The sequence below is a fragment of the Hymenobacter volaticus genome (assembly GCF_022921055.1).
Lineage (GTDB): Bacteria > Bacteroidota > Bacteroidia > Cytophagales > Hymenobacteraceae > Hymenobacter > Hymenobacter volaticus.
The window spans coordinates 4579889-4600629 of record NZ_CP095061.1 but is presented as its reverse complement, the minus strand read 5'-3'; the positions used below and the strand labels follow the sequence as shown (position 1 = coordinate 4600629).

18 protein-coding genes, 1 pseudogene and 1 riboswitch are annotated in these 20741 nt (G+C 54.0%); of the genes and pseudogenes, 5 read left to right on the top strand and 14 right to left on the bottom strand.

Annotation, left to right across the window (positions count from 1 at the left end; translation table 11 throughout):
• Positions 1 to 11 precede the first annotated feature (11 nt).
• From MUN86_RS20115 to MUN86_RS20075, 9 genes are all read right to left on the bottom strand, one after another.
• On the bottom strand, positions 12 to 899 hold the full coding sequence (locus MUN86_RS20115) for a Cif family virulence factor (protein WP_245119783.1): 888 nt from the start codon (positions 897 to 899) through the stop codon (positions 12 to 14).
• Positions 900 to 1188: 289 nt separating this feature from the next.
• The gene (locus tag MUN86_RS20110; protein WP_245119782.1) at positions 1189 to 2442 is read right to left on the bottom strand and encodes a homoserine dehydrogenase; all 1254 of its coding nucleotides are present in this window, start codon (positions 2440 to 2442) and stop codon (positions 1189 to 1191) included.
• Positions 2443 to 2462: 20 nt separating this feature from the next.
• A complete protein-coding gene (locus MUN86_RS20105; protein ID WP_245119781.1) occupies positions 2463 to 3206 on the bottom strand; it encodes an ABC transporter ATP-binding protein in 744 nt (247 codons plus the stop codon).
• A 60-nt stretch (positions 3207 to 3266) separates the two neighbouring features.
• Positions 3267 to 3602 (bottom strand): ABC transporter permease, encoded by a 336-nt coding sequence (locus tag MUN86_RS20100; protein ID WP_245119780.1) that lies wholly within the window; start codon positions 3600 to 3602, stop codon positions 3267 to 3269.
• Positions 3578 to 4129 (bottom strand): ABC transporter permease, encoded by a 552-nt coding sequence (locus MUN86_RS20095; RefSeq protein WP_245119779.1) that lies wholly within the window; start codon positions 4127 to 4129, stop codon positions 3578 to 3580. The genes MUN86_RS20100 and MUN86_RS20095 overlap by 25 nt, the downstream gene beginning before the upstream one ends.
• A gap of 55 nt (positions 4130 to 4184) precedes the next feature.
• A complete protein-coding gene (locus MUN86_RS20090) occupies positions 4185 to 5228 on the bottom strand; it encodes an aliphatic sulfonate ABC transporter substrate-binding protein (RefSeq protein ID WP_245119778.1) in 1044 nt (347 codons plus the stop codon).
• A gap of 60 nt (positions 5229 to 5288) precedes the next feature.
• Positions 5289 to 6320 carry a homoserine O-acetyltransferase family protein gene (locus MUN86_RS20085; RefSeq protein ID WP_245119777.1) on the bottom strand — a complete coding sequence of 344 codons (1032 nt, stop codon included), beginning with the start codon at positions 6318 to 6320 and terminating at the stop codon, positions 5289 to 5291.
• A gap of 266 nt (positions 6321 to 6586) precedes the next feature.
• Positions 6587 to 7981: an O-acetylhomoserine aminocarboxypropyltransferase/cysteine synthase family protein gene (locus MUN86_RS20080; RefSeq protein WP_245119776.1), complete on the bottom strand. Its 1395-nt coding sequence runs from the start codon at positions 7979 to 7981 to the stop codon at positions 6587 to 6589.
• A gap of 371 nt (positions 7982 to 8352) precedes the next feature.
• Positions 8353 to 8465: riboswitch (SAM riboswitch) on the bottom strand.
• A gap of 337 nt (positions 8466 to 8802) precedes the next feature.
• On the bottom strand, positions 8803 to 9102 hold the full coding sequence (locus MUN86_RS20075) for a LysM peptidoglycan-binding domain-containing protein (protein WP_245119775.1): 300 nt from the start codon (positions 9100 to 9102) through the stop codon (positions 8803 to 8805).
• 239 nt (positions 9103 to 9341) lie between these two features.
• On the opposite strand from MUN86_RS20075, the gene MUN86_RS20070 reads away from it, so the two are divergent.
• A complete protein-coding gene (locus MUN86_RS20070) occupies positions 9342 to 9758 on the top strand; it encodes a lipocalin family protein (protein ID WP_245119774.1) in 417 nt (138 codons plus the stop codon).
• Between the two features lie 267 nt (positions 9759 to 10025).
• On the opposite strand, the gene MUN86_RS20065 is transcribed toward MUN86_RS20070, so the two are convergent.
• Positions 10026 to 11066: a lysylphosphatidylglycerol synthase transmembrane domain-containing protein gene (locus MUN86_RS20065; RefSeq protein WP_245119773.1), complete on the bottom strand. Its 1041-nt coding sequence runs from the start codon at positions 11064 to 11066 to the stop codon at positions 10026 to 10028.
• Between the two features lie 292 nt (positions 11067 to 11358).
• Between MUN86_RS20065 and dxs the strand changes: the two are divergent.
• Positions 11359 to 13301: pseudogene (gene dxs, locus MUN86_RS20060) on the top strand (1-deoxy-D-xylulose-5-phosphate synthase).
• A 226-nt stretch (positions 13302 to 13527) separates the two neighbouring features.
• A complete protein-coding gene (locus MUN86_RS20055; protein ID WP_245119772.1) occupies positions 13528 to 14073 on the top strand; it encodes a YceI family protein in 546 nt (181 codons plus the stop codon).
• Positions 14074 to 14115: 42 nt separating this feature from the next.
• Here the strand turns inward: MUN86_RS20055 and MUN86_RS20050 are convergent, their stop codons facing one another.
• The gene (locus MUN86_RS20050; protein WP_245119771.1) at positions 14116 to 15135 is read right to left on the bottom strand and encodes an SRPBCC family protein; all 1020 of its coding nucleotides are present in this window, start codon (positions 15133 to 15135) and stop codon (positions 14116 to 14118) included.
• A gap of 91 nt (positions 15136 to 15226) precedes the next feature.
• Here MUN86_RS20050 and MUN86_RS20045 point away from each other — a divergent pair, with 91 nt between their 5' ends.
• The gene (locus tag MUN86_RS20045; protein ID WP_245119770.1) at positions 15227 to 15988 is read left to right on the top strand and encodes an alpha/beta fold hydrolase; all 762 of its coding nucleotides are present in this window, start codon (positions 15227 to 15229) and stop codon (positions 15986 to 15988) included.
• A gap of 93 nt (positions 15989 to 16081) precedes the next feature.
• Here the strand turns inward: MUN86_RS20045 and MUN86_RS20040 are convergent, their stop codons facing one another.
• Entirely contained in the window at positions 16082 to 17254 is a 1173-nt protein-coding gene (locus MUN86_RS20040) for a TonB family protein (RefSeq protein ID WP_245119769.1), read from the bottom strand.
• Between the two features lie 302 nt (positions 17255 to 17556).
• On the opposite strand from MUN86_RS20040, the gene MUN86_RS20035 reads away from it, so the two are divergent.
• Complete coding sequence (locus MUN86_RS20035) at positions 17557 to 18315, top strand: alpha/beta fold hydrolase (protein ID WP_245119768.1); 759 nt, start codon at positions 17557 to 17559, stop codon at positions 18313 to 18315.
• Between the two features lie 46 nt (positions 18316 to 18361).
• On the opposite strand, the gene MUN86_RS20030 is transcribed toward MUN86_RS20035, so the two are convergent.
• Together MUN86_RS20030 and MUN86_RS20025 are read right to left on the bottom strand one after the other, a co-directional pair.
• Positions 18362 to 19510, bottom strand: coding sequence for an energy transducer TonB (locus tag MUN86_RS20030; protein WP_245119767.1), 1149 nt, complete (start codon positions 19508 to 19510; stop codon positions 18362 to 18364).
• Positions 19511 to 19684: 174 nt separating this feature from the next.
• Complete coding sequence (locus MUN86_RS20025) at positions 19685 to 20698, bottom strand: aspartate-semialdehyde dehydrogenase (RefSeq protein WP_245119766.1); 1014 nt, start codon at positions 20696 to 20698, stop codon at positions 19685 to 19687.
• Positions 20699 to 20741 lie beyond the last annotated feature (43 nt).

Sequence of the window (20741 nt, the reverse complement as noted above, 5' to 3'; positions counted from 1 at the left end):
TTCTTGTAACTCTATTCCAGCTTAGCTGCCAGCAGCTCTAGCGCTAGTTTCCACTGTTGGCCTTCGCGCTGCCATATGCGCAGATAGTGCCCCCGTTGCTGCTGAAAATCAAGGTAGCCCAATGTGTAGCCAAGCTCCCCCGACGGAACTACGGCCGCTTGAAACGGACGAAAGATTACCGCCTGCTTCGATTCGGAGGCCAAGCGTTGTGCCGCAGCCCCCACGTAGGGCACAGCTTCTTCGCGCAGCAAACGCAACTCACTGCCTGCTTGCGGCAGCACGGGCACATACGCCTGCTGTAAACTGCTTTGTGCTCGCGTTGCAAAAGCGGCTTCGGCTTGTTGTAGGCTATTGCGTAGCGCAACAGTGTCGGCCGCTACTTGAAGCTTCGCAGGAAAAGTTTTGGGGTGTACAATTGTTACGGCACTAGCCGGGGTAGTGTAGCTAATACCGCCATCATACGTTGCTTGCCAAGTACCCTCGGCCGTTTTTTGCCACAGCGTCACGAAGTTGCCGTAGCCCACTGGCGGCTCAGCAGCAGAATTAGGATGAAATTCGACGGGACCCGTGGTAATACCCCAACTGCCGCTGGCTGCTATCCGGGCGTAAGTGGGGCGCCAAGTCAGGCGGCCAGGTCGTTCGGATTGGGCTGCGTAAAAGGGGCCGCCAAGCACGAATTTATCGTCGCGGAACAAGTAGGCAGAAACCAGAAACTTGCTGAAGGCATCCTTGATGCTATGTTTTCCGCCATACGCAGCAAAAATGCGTTGCGCTTCTATGAGTGCGTGGTAATCGGTTGCTACGGTTTCCTTGTCAACGGTTTGGGAGCCAGTAAGCAGAACTGTACTGCTGGCAACCGACAACCATATAACCGGCGAAAACCGTGAAAAAGAGAACATGAGTAAATATAAAAATAGAAAGACGCTTGAATATTACTTAAAAAGAAGCTCGCATAAAAGGACAGCCGTACGATTCAACTGTGAATCCCTTTTCCACTTGCTTTAAGAATATAATTAGGTAGCCAAGTGCTTGTTGGGTAGCAAACATCCTCCTTCTCTTGTAGACTAGGCTACTCATGAAAGTATTACGGGCAGGCCAGCAGAACAATGATGCGTAATCATCGTGTTGCCGGTCTGCCCGTAGCGCAGTTTCGTTATTTCAACTGGCTAGTACGTCCCTGAACAAGTTCTACAAACTAACTTCCTGCGTTAGGGCGGGGGTGGTAGACGTCAGGGGCCGCACTACACCGGTACGCACGACAAAGGCTCCGAACTTGTGAATTAGCTCCTTCACGCGCAACAGGTTAGAAAGAGCCACAAAGCCTACTACATAACCGTCTTCGTCAGCCTCTTCCGAAATTTCACTGAAATCTAGGGCGTCGATCAGACGGTCGTCGTCGGTCCGCAGGTAGATTTCGAGTTCCAAGTCGGTGGCGTAGGTGAGAGGCGAAGCAGTGAGCTTGGGATATTGGTACGAGTAACCCTGCCGAATTGCAGCCAAGTCGGCCAGCACTGCCGAGCCCGTAGGGTGTCCACCCGCACCCCGGCCGCGCAGAAACTGTTCACCAGCAAAATCGGCTTCAATCAGGACACCATTGAACTCGTGGTCAACAGAGTAAAGTGGGGAAGAAGGAGCAACCAGCAAGGGTGTAACCAGAGCCGTAACGCGGCCATCGGGTAGGCGCTGCAAACCCGCTACCACTTTGATTTTACGGCCTAATGCTGCTGCAAAAGCAATATCAACGGCATTGATACTCTCGATGCCTAAGTTCAGCACTTCATCGGGCTGAAGGAAAGTACCATAGGCGTGGGCTGCCAGAATAACGGCTTTGGAACGCGGGTCGAAAGCGCCCATATCCAACGTAGGATCGGTTTCAGCGAAGCCTTTGGCTTGCGCCTCCGCTAGGGCAGGAGCATAGTCAGAGCCTTCTTCGCCCATGCGCGTCAGCACGTAGTTCGACGACCCGTTCAAAATACCTGTTACGCTCCGCAGGGGCTCCTCGCCGAAATACGCATCTAGCGTCCGGATAATCGGGATGCTGCCACACACGGCCGCTTCGTACAGCAACTTCCCACCCGATTCCTGCTGCAACTGCACCAATTCCGGCAAGTGACGCGCCAGCATGGCCTTATTGGCCGTCACTACGCGCCGACCCTGGCGCAACGCCTCACTTACCAGCCGGAAGGCCTCGGTGGCATCGTCGATAACTTCTACCAGCACATCGAGCGTGGTATCTTGAAGCAACTCGTCGGCGCTGAAATCGAACCGGCTCAAGGGCAGGCTGCGGGGCTTCGTGGGATTCTTTACGGCAATGCGCGCCACTTCGAAGCCTGTTTCGGGACGCTGTTCGAGAATATCGTAGAGGCCTTGTCCTACGCAACCAAAACCAATGAGACCAATACGCAGGGTTTGTTTAGCAGCTACCATATGAGCGGATTTCAAGCGGAATAGAATAAGTGTGATTAAGCCAGCAACGGCTCGTCGATAGTTGTGTCCAGGGCGTCGAGTAAGCGTTGTTTCCACAGTTGGAAAGCAGGATCAGTGCGACGACGAGGACGGGGCAGATCTACCGTCAGGGTTTGATGAATGCGGCCAGGGTGGCCGCGCAGCACCACTACCCGGTCGGAAAGCACGAGAGCCTCTTCGATGTCGTGCGTAACCAGTAGCAGCGTAGGCTTGTCGTACGACCAGATTTCGAGCAGATGATCCTGGAGCTTCATCTTAGTGAAAGGGTCGAGGGCGCTAAACGGCTCGTCGAGCAGCAGCAACGACGGTTGCGCCACCAGCGCCCGCGCAATAGCCACTCGCTGCGCCATTCCGCCAGAAAGTTGCCGCGGCAGGGCCTCCGCAAAGGCCGCAAGCCCTACCCGTTCTAGCACCGCCGAGGTACGCTGTTCTTGCTCGCCCGCCAACAAGCTGGCGATGCCGAACTGCACGTTTTGGCGAACCGTCAGCCACGGCATCAGGCGCGGCTCCTGAAAAATAACGCCTACTGCCGGATGCGGGGTCGTAATAGGCTCCTCATCGATGAGCACTCGGCCCTTTGTTGGGGCATCCAGCCCGGCCACAATGCGCAACAACGTGCTTTTGCCGCAGCCGCTTGTTCCAACCAGCGTCACAATTTCACCCGACCGCACGTGCACATCGATATTATCGAGCGCCAGCACGGGCCCAAACTGTTTGCTGATGTGGTTGATGCGGAGCATAGAGGGTGAGTCGTTGAAAGATTGAGCTAAGTGGCCGCTTAACTAGCAGTTGATTTTCTACTAGTGACTTACCCGGTGCGTGTCCTGCCAGCGGAGTAGGCGGCGGCTGAGTAAGGAAAGCAGCGCGTCGGTGAGTTGGCCTAGCACAGCGAAGAGCAGGATGCTCGCCAGGATAGTTTGGGGGCGGCCCGTCATTTGGCCGTCGACCAGCAGAAAGCCTAAGCCTTTGTTGGCACCCATGATTTCGGCTGCTACCACAAACATCCACCCCAACCCTAGTCCGCTGCGCAAGCCCACAAAGTAAGCCGGAAGGGTAGCTGGCATGAAGATGCGCCGCACCAACTGCAACCCGGAAAGCCGATACACCCGGCCTACTTCGACCAGCTTGCGGTCCACCCCTGAATGCCACTCATCAAATTGAGATACACCGGGAAGAACACGCCCACGGCAATCAGCACCACCTTCGAGGTTTCGTAAATGCCCATCCACAGAATGAACAGCGGCACCCACGCCAACGACGGAATGTTGCGGATGCCTTGCAGCAGGGGGTCGAGCAGCTGATTTAAGATGCGGGAGTAACCCGTTAGTGCTCCAAACACCGTAGCTAGGGCGCTGCCCACTACGAAGCCTAAACCAACGCGCCACAAAGTAATGCCGAGGTGCTCCCACAACTCGCCCGTAAGCGCCATCTGCCAGATGGTGGCCAGCACGCGTGAAGGCGCTGGTAGCAAGTTGGGCGGCAAAACACCTACGCGAGCCAGCACTTCCCAAACAAGCAGCAACGCAGCAGGCAGTATAGCGCCCCGCAGCCAGCCCCAACGGCTCAGCGTACGCGGAGTCGCAGATTGCTGCGTTGGCGTGCCAGTGACAACCGGAGTTGGTGCGCTAGCAGTTGGGACGTAAATCGAGGAAGATTCGGACATGAATACTAGGTAGGTGCACTGTTAGTCTTCCGTTGCTCGGAACGACGGGTGGGGCTTATCGGGCCGCAGTGGCTTTTGCCTTAACCGGCGCGATTTTGTCGGCGAAGTGCGTGTCAATCAGGTTGCTGACGGTTTGGTTGATGTCCACATTCTGGTCGATGGCGCCGCTTTTCTTGAGCACGTCGCCGGCGGCAGAAATGGTGCTGCGCTGCTGCGGGCCGAACGTGATGTTCGTAAAGTCGGTGCGCTCTAGCTGCTTAGCCGCAACGGCTTCGCTGAGCTTGGCTTCGGTGGCCAAGGTTTTCTTTAGTTCCTCGGGATGCTCAACGGCCCATTGCCGGGCTTTTTCGTAGGCAGCCAACACTTGGTCGACCAACGCTGGATTCTGCTTAGCAAACTCCTCGCGCACGTTCAGCACGCCGTAGCTATTGAAGTCGGCGTTGCGATAGAACAGTTTAGCACCTGATTCCAGCTCGGCTTTGGCCATATGCGGGTCGAGGCCGGCCCACGCGTCTACGTCGCCTTTCTCTAGGGCAGCGCGGCCGTCGGGGTGTTGCAATGGAATCAGTTCGATGTCTTTTTCGCTCAGTCCGGCTTGGTCGAGGGCGCGGAGCAAGAAGATATATGGGTCGGTGCCGCGGGTAGCCGCCACGCGCTTGCCCTTCAAGTCCGCCACCGATTTAATAGTGGATTTCGGCCCGGTGCATAGCGCCGTCCACTCTGGCTTCGAGTAGATGTAGATGGCTTTCAAAGGGTTGCCGTTAGCTTTACCAATCAGGGCCGCCGCACCAGCCGTAGAGCCGAAGTCGATGCTGCTGCCATTTAGGAATTCCAGTGCCTTGTTGCTGCCTTGGCTGAGCACCCACTCCACTTTGATGTTTTGCGTAGCTAAGTCCTTTTCCAGCCAGCCTTGCTGTTTCAGTACCAAGCTCAGTGGGTTGTAGTAGGCATAGTCCAGCCGAATAGTTTCGGGTTGAGTGGCCTTGGTCTCACCGCCCGCTCCTCCGCATCCGGCTAACAGCAGAAGTCCCATCAAGAGAGCAGCCACCAAGAAGTACTGCCAAGTTGATTGGGGCGGATAGGAAGTGTTCGAGCTCATAAGAAAAAGTTGAATAGTGAATACCTGCTCCCGTCTCCCTAGTAGAAAACGGCGGTGAGGTTAATGCGCGAAGGAGTAGGCGTGAAAACGCTCTAAAAAGTGCGTGATGTGGGCCGTTTCAATCAGGAAGCCGTCGTGGCCGAAGCGAGAATCCATTTCGGCGTACATGGCACCCGGAATGTGGTGGGCCAAGAGCTGCTGCTCCGCAGGCGGAAACAATACATCAGATGTGATACCCAATACCAGCGTGCGGGCCCGTACCCGGTGCAAAGCCGCCGCCACGCCGCCACGGTCACGCCCTACGTTGTGCGAATCCATCGCCTTAGACAGTGCCACGTACGTGTAGGCATTGAAACGCGCCACTAGCTTGTCGCCCTGGTATTGCTGGTAGGCACTGGCCCGGAAATCGTCGATTTTATCGTTGGTAGATTCTGCTTGCGTTTCGCCATAAGCCCCGTAGCTGCGGTAGCTAAGCAATGCCGTGGCGCGGGCTGCGCGCAAACCGGCTGCTCCACCATCGGGCGTTGCCTGGTAATAAGTAGGATCAGCGAAAATGGCGAGCCGCTGCGCCTCATTGAAGGCAATGCCCCAAGGCGAGTGCTGCGCGTTGGTAGCAAGTAGCACCAAGTTTTCAAACACGTTTGGTAGCTGAATCGCCCATTCCAACGCCTGTTGGCCGCCCAAAGAGCCGCCAATCAGCGTGTGAATCTGCGTTAGACCTAGATGTTGACGTAATGCTTCGTGCGCTGCTACTATGTCGCGGATGGTGAGCAGCGGAAACTGCTGATACCGAGGCACACCGGTTTCGGGCGCGGGGGAAAGCGGGCTCGTCGAGCCATAATGGGAGCCAAGCACATTGGCACACACAATAAACCAGTCGGCCGGGTCGAAATAGCATTCCGGTCCAAACAGGCCTGGCCACCAGCTCAGCACATCGGCATTGGCCGTGAGGGCGTGGCACACCCACACCACATTGTCGTGGGCTGCGTTCAGAGTGCCGAAGGTGCGGTAAGCTACTTCCACGCCCGTGAGCACCTCGCCGCTTTCCAGCGTCAGGGGCTCGGGTAGGTAGAAGCTTTGGTTGTCAGGCATTGGTTGCGAGGTAATAAAGTAATGAGAGAGGAAAAGAACGTCTGGCTTTGGGTGGCCGACGCTAGAATGAGTAGACTGCTCTTTTGACCTACTCAGTACAAATAGCCAACGGGCTGAGCCGGCAAAGCCGCTCAACCCGTGCTATTGTGGAATGGAAAAAGCGGCTCCCTCTCTCACAAAAAAACCGCCTTCCCACCCACGCGCTGCATTTGCTGCTGGAAGTGACCCGGCCGCCCTCTCACAGTCGGCCAGGTCTGCCCCTCTCACTAGACTTCCAGCACAGCAGCGTGTTCCACTTCCTGCTCGGGCAGCGCGTCGCCGCTCGTAGCATCAGAATCAGATTGCAGAGGCGCGGCGTTGCTCACGGCTTCAAACGCCTGTTGCAAGTCGGCCTGAATATCTTCGAAATGCTCGATGCCCACCGATAGGCGCAACAGGGTAGGCGTCACACCGGCCGAGCGTTGCTCGTCTTCGGAAAGCTGCTGGTGCGTGGTGGCCGACGGCTGAATGATGAGCGTTTTGGCGTCGCCCACGTTGGCCAGGTGGCTTACTAGCTTCAGGTTGTCGATGAACTGAGTGGCCGTGTCCTTGCTGCCTTTGATGGCGAAGGTGAGCACTCCACCAGATCCGCGCTTCAGGTATTTCTGCGCTAGGGCATTATACGGGCTGCTCTTCAAGCCAGGGTAGTTTACGGCTTCTACCTGTGGGTGCTGCTCTAGCCACGTAGCAATGCGCAAGGCGTTTTCTACGGTGCGCTCCACACGCAAACTCAAGGTTTCGAGACCTTGCAGCAGCAGGAAGGAGTTGAAGGGGCTCTGCGAAGGACCGAAGTCGCGCAGGCCTTCCACCCGGGCCCGGATGATGAAGGCGATGTTGCCGAACGGCCCACCTTTGCCAAACACATCATTGAAAACCAAGCCGTGGTAGCCTTCGCTCGGCTCCGTAAACTGCGGGAACTTGCCATTGCCGAAGTCGTACTTGCCGCCGTCCACAATTACACCGCCGATGCTTGTGCCGTGCCCGCCAATCCACTTCGTAGCCGATTCCACCACAATGTGGGCACCGTGCTCTAAGGGCCGGAACAAGTAACCGCCCGCACCGAACGTGTTGTCTACGATGAGAGGTAGGTCATGCTTTTCGGCAATAGCCGCAATCTTCTCGAAATCTGGAATGCTGAAGCTTGGGTTGCCAATCGTCTCCAGATAAATAGCTTTGGTGTTCTCGTTGATGAGAGCTTCAAAGCTCTCCGGCTTGTCGCCATCGGCGAAGCGTACCTCTATGCCTAAGCGCTTGAACGCTACTTTGAATTGGTTGTACGTGCCGCCATATAAGTGCGAGGTGCTCACGAAGTTGTCGCCGGCTTGCAGGATGTTATTGAGCGCAATGAACTGTGCGGCCTGCCCCGACGATACGGCCAGTGCCGCCACGCCACCTTCGAGGGCTGCAATGCGCTGCTCGAACACGTCGGTGGTGGGGTTCATCAAACGAGTATAGATATTGCCGAACTCTTTCAAGGCAAAAAGATTAGCGCCGTGCTCTGCGTTCTTGAAAACGTAGGAAGTGGTCTGATGAATCGGGACGGCACGCGAGCCAGTGGTAGGGTCGGGCTGTTGGCCAGCGTGAAGTTGAAGCGTCTCGAAGTGATGGGTTGAAGCAGACATGGTTCAGCTGAGTTAAGGAATGTATGTAGGAAGAAAGAGTGTATTCTGCTGGAAATGAGGCCACAAAGAGCTGTAGCAGGACCGCCTAGTGCCAACCGAAACGCCGTGGCGCAGGTGTGGCAGACCTAGCACAGGAGCCTAAGGCGTACCGGTGCTTGCAAGCGGGGCAATAAGGAGGGAGGAGTGTGCCGGAGCCGCTATGCGACTAACAACAGCAACAACAAGCGCTACAACAGCGGCGCATTCGCATTCGGGCGGCTGGAACAGCTACAGGCGACATACGAAAACCCATCGGCGAGCCAGTGCGCAGCAAGGCGACTAGAGCGGATAGGAAATGGAAAGCGGAATTCAGGTTGTTTTTCATGGTACTCAACTTATCTCTCCCGCCGGCAATACCGGATCGGGCAGGAATTGGCACCTTTCGCTTCAACGAAGGTTGCCAGTGGGTCAGGGAGCCTGTTCTCTCGCCACTTCTGTATAAATCTGAAAAAACTGTCCCACCGTAAGCGGGGAGTACCGTGCTAGGTGTTGCAAATGTATAACCGGATTTGATATTCGCAACACAAACCAGAATTATTTTTTCGCTTTCCTCTTACGGCAATTTTGCCGTTCAATTGTAAGATACAGCTATCAGATTCTACTGACTATCAAGCGTGTAAAGGGAGTGTCGCTCAAACGCCTTGCGCTGTGTAGACGCCGTTGCTACTGCTGTGCTGCTTACCCGTAACCAGTTTTGTTGCTCTGAATTTAGAAAGCTTATGCATAAAAAAAGCCACTCTGAATCAGAGCGGCTTTTATAAAATTTCTAAGAGGAAATTCTTTTAGAGTGTTGGCAAAGTCAGCACTTGGCCTACTTCAATATGGTCGGGGTTGGAGCCAATAGTGGCTTTATTGGCATCGTAAATTTGGTGCCACTTGGAGGCATCGCCGTAGTGGTTTTTGGCAATTTTGGACAGCGAATCGCCACTTACTACTGTGTAGCTTTGGCCTTGCGCAGCGGCAGGCTGCGTTGGTTGAGCAGGATTGCCGAAGAAATCGGTGGCTCCGCCAGCGGCAGGCTTAGCAGCGGGTTCTACTGGCTTTTTTTCGCCTTCGTTCGAGAGAAAATCAAACAATCCCATGGTCGTGCGTTGGTTTAAGGTGGATGCAGAACGCAGCTCATCTTCATGCAGTTGATGGCCACGGTGTTTGGCATCATACGCTGACACAGGCAAGAAGTTCGGCTTTGTGTAAGTCAACAGTAGGTGAGCTGAACATCTTGCGGAAGCCCGTCGTAAGAGGCGCAATACTACTTAAGCTTGCGGTTAGCAGGCAGCGGTAGAAAGCTCTCTCCCATTTTCACCTTTACTCCCTGATACCAATGAAAAACATGCCCTCTCCTTTTCGCTACGTAGCCAGCTTGCTGATGCTGCTAGTATTGTTCACTTCTGCTTGCGGTAGTAAAGAAGGTAAAGTAGAAGGTGTCAATATGCTATATGGCGCCCAAAGCAAGGTCTGGAAAACAGATAAAGAACTGAGTTCCACCGGTGATAAAGTGAAACAAACCGACGCGCAGGAAGATGAGCGCATCACCTTCTTTGCCAACGGCCAATACAACATGACGGCTGCTGCTGGCGCTGTAAACGGCAAATACACCTTCGACCAAGCCGGCAAAAAAATCACCATGACTCCCGACGGCGCTGCCCAAAGCAACAGCTTCGATGTGGTAACCCTAACCGACGACAAGCTAACGTTGAAAAGCCCCGAAGGCGCTGAGCTGCGGCTCGAAAAGGAATAGCGTTAAGCGCAACCGCTTCTATTTCTGGAAAAATAAAAAAGCCCTTCCACCACAGTGGAAAGGCTTTTTTAATGCACAGGCAGTCCCATCATGTTCGAGCAACAATTCGAGCAAGATACTTCGGTTGCGCTTAGCATAGCTCCTCTATGAATCAGATTAATCAAACGGCTCTTCTTATATGGAACGAACCATCTGATTTAGTAGCGAGAAAGGAATTGAGCTACGAATGCATAACTGCTTTCGCTTTGCGGGAGCCAAAAATTCGAGCTATCCAACGGGGAGGAACACGGCGCCTAGTATTAAATATAAGTAGTAGGTGACGAGGCGGTAAAGCAGCACCATGAAGTTGGTCATGGTGGGTGTACCGATGAACTTACCGAAGAAGGTAGGGAAGGCTCCTTCCGCAATGCCGGCGCCGCCAGGCGTAATAGCAATCAGCAAGATGACTTTATAGGTTAGATTACGGCCAAAAATCAGCCAGAATTCCGGCCAGGTAACATCAATGAAAGCTGAAATCAGGCAGCCAATAACTAAGTAACGGGCGGTCCAGACGAAGGCCGTGCTGAGGGAGGCCCGCAGCCAATAGCCCCAACCGTTGCCGCGTAGCTCAGCAGAAGCAAGCACCATCTCATTGCCCATTTTGTAGGCTTTGCCGCGCAGGCGACGCAGCCCACGCATTGAAAATAGCCGCACTAGTAGTCGCTTCACCGACCGTGGATTTATGAAGATGGCGTACAGCATCAGCAGCGCATAGATGGTAACGAACACATAGCTCGCAATAAAGCCGATGCGCAACGTGGCCACCAAACCGCCCTGCAATGCCTCATGCGGATACAGTGCATCGCCCCCAATGAGTACGACCAGTGGCACCGCCAATACGTAATACAAGTTGTCGAGCATGGCAGTAGCCATGATGTACGCCACCGATTTGCCGAGCGGAATGCCTTCTTTATGCAAGAGCACCGGGGCTACCGCCGTGCCCCCCACCGCCGAAGGCAGCACGCACGATGAAAATTCCCAAATCATGATGACATCAAGGGAGGCGCGCCAAGTGAGTACCTTCTGGGTGAGGTAGCGGATGCGGTACACGTAGCCGGCGTCACGGGCCAGGAGTACGGCCACCATCACCAAAAGCCAGATGGGTTTGGCGTTAGCCAGGGGAGCTAAATCGCCGGGTTTGTAGCTGCGCCAGAACATGAAACCGACGACACTTAGCCCAATCAGCACTGGCAAGACAATGCGCGAAGGGCGAAGCTTGTCTAGTAGTTGCTGGTCTTCAGTTTGTTGATCGGCTGAGGTATGAGGCATGAGTGATGCGCAGGTATCGTAAATCAAAAGTAGGCATTCTGCTAGGGTAGGTCGTTAAAGAAGCGTTAATTAAGAACGATTTAGATTATGTGCTTTTGACCTTTACCACCGTAGTAACTGTTGGTTTGGCTTGCTAATTGTGGAGAGGCGCCAGCTCGTAAACCAACTTTAGCCTGAACCGGCCGAACAGAAAACCCGTAACTTTGGGTGTCGTACGCAGCAGGCGGCCTGAGGTCTATTAACCTTTTGGGCATGTCGGCTGTTGCCTTATCCCCAACTGCCTCTATTATACATGATTGTCGAACCCGGTGAATTGCTGGCGGCCATAGACTCGCCCGACGACCTGAAAAAACTTAGTCAGGACCAATTGGTACAACTAAGTCAGGAACTACGTCAGTTCATTATTGATACGGTTTCGATATACGGGGGGCACTTCGGGGCTTCGCTAGGCGTAGTAGAACTAACCGTAGCCCTGCATTACGTCTTCAACACACCCTACGACCAGTTGGTGTGGGATGTGGGCCACCAAGCCTACGGCCACAAAATTTTGACCGGCCGCCGCGACCGATTCCCGACCAACCGCCGCTACAACGGCATGTCGGGCTTTCCGAAGCGCAAGGAAAGCGAGTACGATGCCTTCGGCGTGGGCCATAGCAGCACCAGCATTGGCGCCGCCCTTGGCATGGCCGTAGCGTCAGACTACAAAGGCGAATTCGATCGGCAGCATATTGCTGTAATTGGCGATGGCGCCATGACGGCCGGTATGGCTTTCGAGGCGCTCAACCACGCTGGGGTCACGAATTCCAACTTGCTTGTTATCCTGAATGATAACTGCATGAGCATTGACCCGAATGTAGGTGCGCTCAAGGAATACCTCACCGACATCACCACCTCCCGCACCTACAACAAAGTGCGCGACGAACTGTGGAACGTGTTGGGCAAGCTAAGCAAGTTTGGCCCTAACCCGCAGCAGATTGCCCGCAAAGTGGAGTCGGCTATGAAGGCGACGCTGCTCAAGCAAAGCAACCTGTTTGAGGCGCTGAAATTCCGTTATTTTGGTCCGGTTGATGGGCACGACGTGCAGCATCTGGCTACCATCCTGAATGACCTAAAGAGCATCCCCGGCCCAAAGATTCTGCACTGCGTGACGGTGAAAGGCAAGGGCTACGCGCTGGCCGAGAAAGATCAGACCTTGTGGCACGCCCCGGGTTGTTCGACAAGGTGACGGGCGAAATCAGCAAGAAAACCTACTCGACGCCGCAGCCGCCCAAGTACCAGGATGTATTCGGGCACACGATGATCGAACTGGCCGAGCAGAACGATAAAATTATGGGCGTGACGCCGGCTATGCCCTCAGGTTCGTCGTTGAACCTGATGATGGCCGCCATGCCCAAGCGCGCCTTCGACGTAGGCATTGCCGAGCAGCACGCCGTGACGTTCTCGGCGGGTATGGCTACGCAGGGCCTTATTCCGTTCTGCAATATCTACTCGTCGTTCATGCAGCGCGCCTACGACCAGGTGCTGCACGATGTGGCGTTGCAAAACCTGCACGTAGTATTCTGCCTCGACCGTGCCGGTTTTGCCGGCGCCGACGGCCCCACCCACCACGGCTGCTACGACATAGCTTATATGCGCTGCGTCCCGAACATGGTAGTTTCGGCTCCCATGAACGAAGAGGAACTGCGTAATCTGATGTACACGGCCACGCTTCCCGAAAACGCGGGCCCATTCAGTATCCGCTACCCACGGGGTGAGGGCGTGATGCCGGATTGGCGCAAACCGCTCAAGAAAATCACGGTGGGTAAGGGCCGGGTGGTGCGCGCAGGCGAAGGTGTGGCAGTGCTTAGCATCGGTCACATCGGTAATTATGCTACCAAGGCCACTCAGAAGCTGGTGGCCGAAGGGCTTAATCCAGGCCATTACGATATGCGCTTCTGCAAGCCCTTGGACGAAGAGCTGCTTCACACCATTTGCCAGCAGTACCAAGCCCTCGTAACAGTAGAAGACGGCTGCCTGCAAGGTGGCTTCGGCTCGGCAATACTAGAGTTCATGGCCGACCACGGCTACAGCCTCCCAATCCGCCGCCTCGGCATCCCTGACCGAGTGGTAGAGCACGGCACCCAAGACGAACTTTACAAAGAATGCGGCTTCGATGCCGAAGGTATTGCCACCGCTATGCGAGAGTTGAGTGGTAAAGTAGCAGTTAGAGCTACTATAGAAACGGTACTGCTGTAGGTTAGGTCAGGATTGATAAGTGTATCTCATGAAAGCCGGAGTAGCATTAGCTACTTCGGCTTCTGCGTTTTAATGGCCGTACGTGAGTAAGAGAGGAAACATTAAAAAATATTTTTATCGATGTACGTACATGTATTTAAATAATGTACATACATTTGTAAGGTCATCTGAAAGGGCCGCAAGCCCACAAGGTGTTTTATAACTTATCCTCGCAACGCCTACACTCATGGCAGCTACCAAGTGGGTCCTCGACCCGATGCACTCCGAAGTACAGTTCAAGATCAAGCACCTCGTTATCTCGACGGTAACTGGCTCTTTCAAGAAATTTGAAGGCCATGCTGTATCAGAAAACGACACCTTCGAAAACGCCCAAGTTACGTTCTCGCTCGACGTAGCCAGCATCGACACCAACCAGGAGCAGCGCGACGAGCACTTGCGCAACAATGACTTCTTCGACGCCGCTACCTATCCGCAAATCACCTTCACCTCGACCTCGCTTACCAAGAAGGGTGATGATTATAAACTGGCTGGTAACCTGACTGTAAAAGACGTTACCAAGCCCGTAACGTTGGACGTAGAGTTTGGCGGCACTGCCACTGACTTTTACGGCAATGAAAAAGCGGGTTTTGAAGTAACCGGCAAAATCAACCGCAAAGAGTTTGGCTTGACCTTCCACGCCGTAACCGAAGCTGGCTCCATCGTACTCGGCGACGATGTGAAGCTGTTCGCCAACGTGCAGTTCATCAAGCAAAAAGAAGAAGTACTCGCCTAAGCGAGTTTAAGAACAATATTGCCATAAAAAGAGCAGGCTACTTTAGTTGGCCTGCTCTTTCTGTTTGTGGCTGCTAAGAGAACCTTTATTGCCTCTGGCTTCGCAACGCCGCTGAATAACGGTCAGAATCCGCCGTTGGATTTCGCTCATTACATAGTCGGTCCAAAGGCCGGCGTAGGGGTTGAGGCGCGTGCTTAGGCGCTGCTGGCTATACAAGATGAGGCGCGTATGGCCGGCTCCCACGGCTTCCAATTCGTAGGTGCCGCGTAGTACATCGAAGAAGCGCCCGCCTATCGTTACGTGCTCGTCGAAGGTGGTGGGAGGAATGGTGGCCGTGTTGGGTACGATGCTGAATGACAAGCGGCGTTGTGGTTCCCAAACGTCGACTGTTTCAATGAACTCGACGCCGCGCTCGAAGGTAGCATGACGGACGCCGCCAATGCCTTCGTGGGTGAGAGTGGCTTCGACGGGGCGCGGAAAGCCAATCTTGTCTATTACACTCGGGCCTAAATCAGTTGCCTGAATGGGTAGAACTCGGATAATGTTCTGCCACACTACATCGATGGGCGCTGCAATAACTACGGTGTTTTCGACGCGGCGCAACTCGTTGGGCGCAGCGAACTGGCTTTCGACTGGGGCCATCAGGAAGGGCAGGAGGGCAAAAGCAGCAAGTGTGTAGGTCTTGTTTCTGTCGGGTCTGTTTTCGGTGAAGCGTATGTAGAGCGATGCACCCACGCAAGCGGTGACCAGAAATAGCGGCGAAATGATCAGCACGCAAATCAGCCCCTCTAAATGAAGGAGCAAAGCCGTGAACAGAAATAGCAAAACTGTCAGGAAAGGGCTCCACACTGTGCGCCACATCCACTTGGCGGTAGGAGGTGTGAAATGTGCCGTTGTAGCCCCTAGGGCCATCGGGATAAGCACCAGAAAGCACAGCATGAGCAGCCCGCCCGCATCATTCAATAAGCGAGTAGCAAAAGCAAAACGGCCAAGGAGGGCAACAAGTAAACCAGCTATAACAGCAATTACATAATGGAAATTACTGCGCTCGATAGAAGACATGTAGATAGTGTAGCGTGATAACAAGCAAAGCAAATGTGCGTAATTGTGGCGGTTCACTAGCACAGCCGCTTGCATAGCGGCGTCATTTCTCATGGCCTCTTCACACCCTACCATCCTTTTTCTCCATGGCTTCGCCGAAAGCCGGGAGATATGGACTGATTTCACGCGCGAGTTTCCGGCCGGTTATCGGCTGCTTACGCTCAACCTGCTCGGACACGGCACCAACGTACACGACGTGCGCGACTACAGCATGGAAGCGCAAGCGCGTTACGTGGTCGAGCAGTTGCGTCAGAAAGGGGTGGAGAAGACATTATTGGTTTGCCATAGCATGGGTGGCTACGTGGCGCTGGCCTTTGCCGAACGTTACCCCGAGAAGGTGGCTGGCCTTGTGTTATTCCACTCCACGGCCTTACCCGATACCGACGAAAAAAAGGCGAACCGCGACAAAAACATGGATTTCGTACGTCGCCATGGCGTCGAGAAGTTTATGGATTCGTTTATAAGGCCGCTGTTTGCGCCGGCCAATCGGGAGCACATGCGGGAGCAGCGCGAGTTTTTGGAAGAAATTGGCCGTTCCACACCCGAAGCCACTGTACTGGGTGCGCTCGAAGCCATGCGCAACCGACCTGACCGCACCAAGGTGCTAAAAGATGCGGAGTTTCCAGTGCTCTTTATTGGTGGCAAAGACGACGTAGCCGTAACCGTAGAAAGCCTGCTACCACAACTGGTGCTGCCTAATGAAAGCCACGCGCTACTTCTGAGCGACGTCGGGCACCTTGGCTATTTCGAGAAGCCAGAACTCACGCGGCAAGCCGTGGTGGATTTTGCGGGTAGGGTATTTGGGAATAGCTGAGCAATACTATAAAAAGCTGCTGCTGTGATGCTTTAAGTAAGTAAGACAAATGCATCATTGCTTAAAAGCAGCGGCGTTGTAACGGTCTTTTATCTATATCATGCGGAAGTTGAATGGCATGACGTAGAACACCTTTACGGGCTTGCCTTGGTGCTGAGCGGGCGTTATAGCCGCTGATTGGCTGCGTATGGCTGCCAAAACGGAAGCATCTAACTCTGAACTAGGCGAGCTGATAATCTGCGCCTGTTCTAATGTGCCGACCTCGTTGACGACAAAATAGACATATACGGTGCCTTGCACCTTGTTGCGCATAGCTTGAGGAGGATAAGTAGCTGCCCGCTGTATGCTTGCCTGAAGGCCACCGGCCTCTACAGGGTTTTTGAACACCGGCATTTGATCGGCGTAAGGATATACCTTTTCAGTGGCAACTAGGGAAGGACCAAATACAACAGGCAAAGTGATGCTATAACTAGCAACAGCAGCGCCATTCTTGCGAGCCGGAATCCAGGCAGGCATTGCGGCTACCCATTGAATAGCTGTTTGCTCCAGCACTTTGTTGAGGGCCTCGGTAGTAGCACGGCTTTTGCCATTGACTAGCTGTGTAGCGTTAGGCGAAGCCAAAGGTTTGGCCTCCGTTATTCTACCGTCACTATCGAGTTTAATCTTGACGAACACACGCCCCTGTACTTGTGCGGCGCGAGCTGCTTCTGGACAAGGAGCGGTTGCTAAATAGGCGAGAAGTGCTTCGGGCCCGCCTGGGTATTTGGCTTCTGTGTCAGAGCTAGTTGCTATGGAAGATTGCGGTGTAGGGTTGGCACGCTCGGCCAAAATCTGCTCGATATTGGTAGGAAGTTTGAATACAATAGGCAGCGTAAAGGCAACCGGAACCGGTCGGCCAACTTGTTTGCCTGGCGTAAAGGATGGTAGCGCACTGACGGCCCGCATTGCTTCGTTATCGAGTAGGGGGTGAGCTCCTTTGGAAATTTTAACATCCTGTACTTTGCCCGAACTACCAACTACAAAATTGACGAAGACCCGGCCTTCCAACCGCTGCTGAAGTGCTTCGGTAGGGTAGATGATGGTTTGACCGATAGTTTGAAACAGGGCAGCTTGACCGCCCGGAAACACAGGCATCTGCTCAACATAGGTATATATCTTGCCTCCCACCCGAACAGTATCTGAACTAGTAGGGCTCAGCGACTGAGCCGATATAGGCCTGCTTAATAGTAGAAATGCGCTGGAAATCAAAAGAAGGTGCTTATTCATAAGAGTATAGATAGATTAAATGTAGTTGAACAAATCAAGGTGAAAGAGTTAACCTATTTGCTCCTTCTTTAGCATAGTATTGGCAAGGTACACAACGTTGTTGGCAGCACCATTACGCGTCACTTGCCTGATATAAGCCAAGTTTCTGAGCTAGCAAGTTAGATACTGCCAGGCTTCGTGGGAAGTTGATTTCAATAGTAGACGAAGCACCTCGACGTTAACGCCTAGGGGAGCGTGCACGTACGCATGAGCGGCCACTCAGCTTGCTGGGTGGCCGTTTGTTTTTACTGGCACTGTTCTTTATGGCTGATTCTAAACCCACCATTGTCTTTTTGCATGGCTTCCTGGAAAGCAATGAAATCTGGCACGACTTCTTGCGCGACTTCCCCACCGATTACAACACTCTCTGCCCCAACTTGCCTGGTTACGGTCCCGATGCTACGCCACCTGCTGACTATTCAGTGGAAGCAGCAGCGGAGTACGTGCAGCGCTACCTATCAGAGCAGCACGCGCACCGCGTGCTGTTAGTAGGGCACAGCATGGGCGGCTTCGTGGCTTTGGCCTTTGCCGAGAAATATCCAGGGCAGGTGGCAGGCCTGTGCTTGTTCCACTCCTCGGCCTCGGCAGAGAAAGAAGAAGACCACGAGCGGCATCAGCGCAACCGTGATTTTCTAGCGCAACACGGGGTTGAGGCGTACACCGAAGAGTTCTTGAAGCCGCAGTTTTCACCGAGCCACCGCGAATCTATGACCAACGAAGTAGTCCTGCTCCAACGTGTAGCTGCTGCCGTACCCCTGGAAATAGCTCTAGGTAGCCTCGATGCCTTAACCCGACGCGCCGAGCGGTATGATGTATTGCGCAAAGCTACTTACCCGGTACTGTTCATTGCTGGCAAAGACGACAAAGCTGTTCCACTAGAGAAAATTCACAAAGAAAGCTTGCTAGCCGACCACAGTATGGTGCTGTGGCTAGCTAACGTAGGCCATGTAGGCTTTTTGGAGCGTCCCGCCGACACCCGGCGCGCCATAGAGGGATTTGCGGGACTAGTCTTTCAGTTGTAGCGCTAAAATAAAGTGAGCGACTTCAAGGTGGTTGCTGCCTTGGAGTTTATCTAATATTGAACGTGAACGGTAACACGTAGAATACTTTTACGGGCTTGCCTTTGAGTTGAGCTGGTGTCACGGCTGCAGGCTGGTTGCGTACTGCTTCCAAAACGGCCTGGTTCAGCTCCGCACCGGCCGATCTTACCACTTGCACCTGTTCAAAGGCGCCGGTTTCGTTGATTACTACATACAGATAAACGGTGCCCTCTTGGCGGTTGCGCAAGGCCTGCGCAGGATATTTTAAGCCGCTGCGTCGTATGCTGGCCTGAAGATCGTATTTGTCGGGTTGTGTATTAAACGTCGGCATCTGATCGGCGTAGGGGTATATCTTCTCTTTAGAAGCTGTGGAAGGAACCGGGTTGAAGATGAGCGGCATGACAAACATGTCGCTTTCCACGGGTACCTCTTTTAAGGTGGCCGGAGTCCAGGTGGGCATTGCTTGTATCCACTGTGTTGCAGCTTTTTCCAGTGCCAATTTTGCCGCGTCAATTTCAGCTCGCGGCGACGGGATTTGTTGCGGCTTGCGCATGAGGGGTCCAATTGGCTTTGCCTCTATCACCTTGCCTTCTTTGTCGATTTTGAACTGAATGAACACCCGCGCATCCAACCCCACCGGGCGCGCGGCTTCCGGGTATGGAATGGACTGCAAATAAGCGAGAAGTGCTTCCGGACCACCCGGATATTTGGCATCCACAATGGCCGTAGGATCGGGGGTGGGCTGCTGAATGGCAAAGCTGATGGGTACCGTCATAGCCACAGCTACGGGTTTACCTTGCTGCTGCCCCGGTTGCCAAACCGACATGGCCGTTACCACGCGCAAGGCTTCCTGGTCCAGTGCTGGATGCACGGGCCTCACCACCCGTGCCTGCTCCACTTGTCCTTGCGCATTCACCACAAACGTGACGAACACTTTGCCGCTGGCGCCCGCCTGAATAGCCTCAGCCGGGTAGCGGGTGCTACGCCGTAGATACGCTATAATGGAGTCGTTGCCGCCCCCGTTGTACCGGGGCATTTGCTCTACAAAGGTGTAAACCTGCGTTGCAGTTGAGGCCGCGGCGGGTGGAGAAGTGGTCTGAGCAAACAAGCTGGTCGCAACAACGAGCAGCAGCCCGGTCAGCGCACTCCAATAGCTAGCTTTCTTGGTGGGGTTCATTCAAGTATGAACGGATGAGTATAAAGTTGAGTGTTCAAGGTAGGGCGTTTTCGCTTATCAGGTTTCGGTTGCTGCGGGTTGTTTGCCAAGAAAAATACAGCTGAAAATACACAGCAAAAAGCCTCCCAAACATAGTTTGAGAGGCTTCACTATAGCTTTAAAACAGTTCTGTTATTAAACGGTAGCTGCTACTTCCTGCAGTAAGCCCATCTTCATCATTGCCTCGGCAATTTGCACGGCGTTGGTGGCAGCCCCTTTGCGCAGGTTATCGGCTACTACCCACATATTGAGGGTACGCGGTTGCGTTTCGTCGCGGCGCAGACGTCCAACAAGGACCGCGTCGCGGCCGTGGGCGTCTTTGGGCATGGGGTAACGGTTGTTGGCTACGTCGTCGACTACTTCGACACCTTCCGTGTTGCGCAGGATGCGGAACACATCTTCCAACTCAAATTCCTGCTCGAACTCCACGTTCACAGATTCGGAGTGGCCGCCCATCACGGGGATGCGCACAGTAGTGGCTGTCACGCGGATGTTGTCGTCGCCCATGATTTTCTTGGTCTCCTTCACCATCTTCATTTCCTCCTTGGTGTAACCGTTGTCTTCGAACACGTCGATGTGAGGCAGTACGTTCAGGTCGATGGGGTGGGGATACGCGGGGTTGCTGGCCGCTTGGCCGGCGCGCTCTTCCATAAGCTGATCCACGGCTTTCTTGCCAGTGCCCGTCACACTCTGGTAGGTGCTCACTACAATGCGCTGCACTTTGTAGGCCTCGTGAAGCTTGTTGAGGGCCACCACCATCTGAATGGTCGAGCAGTTGGGATTGGCAATGATTTTATCGTCGGCCGTAATTTCCTTGGCGTTGATTTCGGGCACCACCAACTTTTTGGTCGGATCCATGCGCCAAGCCGAGGAATTATCGATAACAACGGTACCCACTTCGGCAAAGCGCGGAGCCTGCTCTTTCGATATCGAACCACCAGCCGAAAAGATAGCTACCGCCGGACGAGCTGCAATGGCGTCGTCCATGCTCACCACCTTGTACTTTTTACCCTTGAATTCGATTTCCTGCCCTACCGATTTCTCGGAGGCAACGGGTAGGAGTTCCGTGACCGGGAAGTTACGTTCGGCCAACACTTTGAGCATTTCGCCACCGACCAAACCGGTGGCACCTACTACGGCTACTTTCATGGTTGTTAAGGTTTGGATTCCATAAAGGTAAGGCCAGTTGTCA

Coding starts and splice junctions, on each gene's coding strand:
- MUN86_RS20115 (WP_245119783.1), bottom strand. CDS start 899: ATGTTCTCTTTTTCACGGTTTTCGCCGGTTATATGGTTGTCGGTTGCC.
- MUN86_RS20105 (WP_245119781.1), bottom strand. CDS start 3,206: ATGCTCCGCATCAACCACATCAGCAAACAGTTTGGGCCCGTGCTGGCG.
- MUN86_RS20095 (WP_245119779.1), bottom strand. CDS start 4,129: ATGTCCGAATCTTCCTCGATTTACGTCCCAACTGCTAGCGCACCAACT.
- MUN86_RS20090 (WP_245119778.1), bottom strand. CDS start 5,228: ATGAGCTCGAACACTTCCTATCCGCCCCAATCAACTTGGCAGTACTTC.
- MUN86_RS20085 (WP_245119777.1), bottom strand. CDS start 6,320: ATGCCTGACAACCAAAGCTTCTACCTACCCGAGCCCCTGACGCTGGAA.
- MUN86_RS20080 (WP_245119776.1), bottom strand. CDS start 7,981: ATGTCTGCTTCAACCCATCACTTCGAGACGCTTCAACTTCACGCTGGC.
- MUN86_RS20075 (WP_245119775.1), bottom strand. CDS start 9,102: ATGGGATTGTTTGATTTTCTCTCGAACGAAGGCGAAAAAAAGCCAGTA.
- MUN86_RS20070 (WP_245119774.1), top strand. CDS start 9,342: ATGAAAAACATGCCCTCTCCTTTTCGCTACGTAGCCAGCTTGCTGATG.
- MUN86_RS20065 (WP_245119773.1), bottom strand. CDS start 11,066: ATGCCTCATACCTCAGCCGATCAACAAACTGAAGACCAGCAACTACTA.
- MUN86_RS20055 (WP_245119772.1), top strand. CDS start 13,528: ATGGCAGCTACCAAGTGGGTCCTCGACCCGATGCACTCCGAAGTACAG.
- MUN86_RS20050 (WP_245119771.1), bottom strand. CDS start 15,135: ATGTCTTCTATCGAGCGCAGTAATTTCCATTATGTAATTGCTGTTATA.
- MUN86_RS20045 (WP_245119770.1), top strand. CDS start 15,227: ATGGCCTCTTCACACCCTACCATCCTTTTTCTCCATGGCTTCGCCGAA.
- MUN86_RS20040 (WP_245119769.1), bottom strand. CDS start 17,254: ATGAATAAGCACCTTCTTTTGATTTCCAGCGCATTTCTACTATTAAGC.
- MUN86_RS20035 (WP_245119768.1), top strand. CDS start 17,557: ATGGCTGATTCTAAACCCACCATTGTCTTTTTGCATGGCTTCCTGGAA.
- MUN86_RS20030 (WP_245119767.1), bottom strand. CDS start 19,510: ATGAACCCCACCAAGAAAGCTAGCTATTGGAGTGCGCTGACCGGGCTG.
- MUN86_RS20025 (WP_245119766.1), bottom strand. CDS start 20,698: ATGAAAGTAGCCGTAGTAGGTGCCACCGGTTTGGTCGGTGGCGAAATG.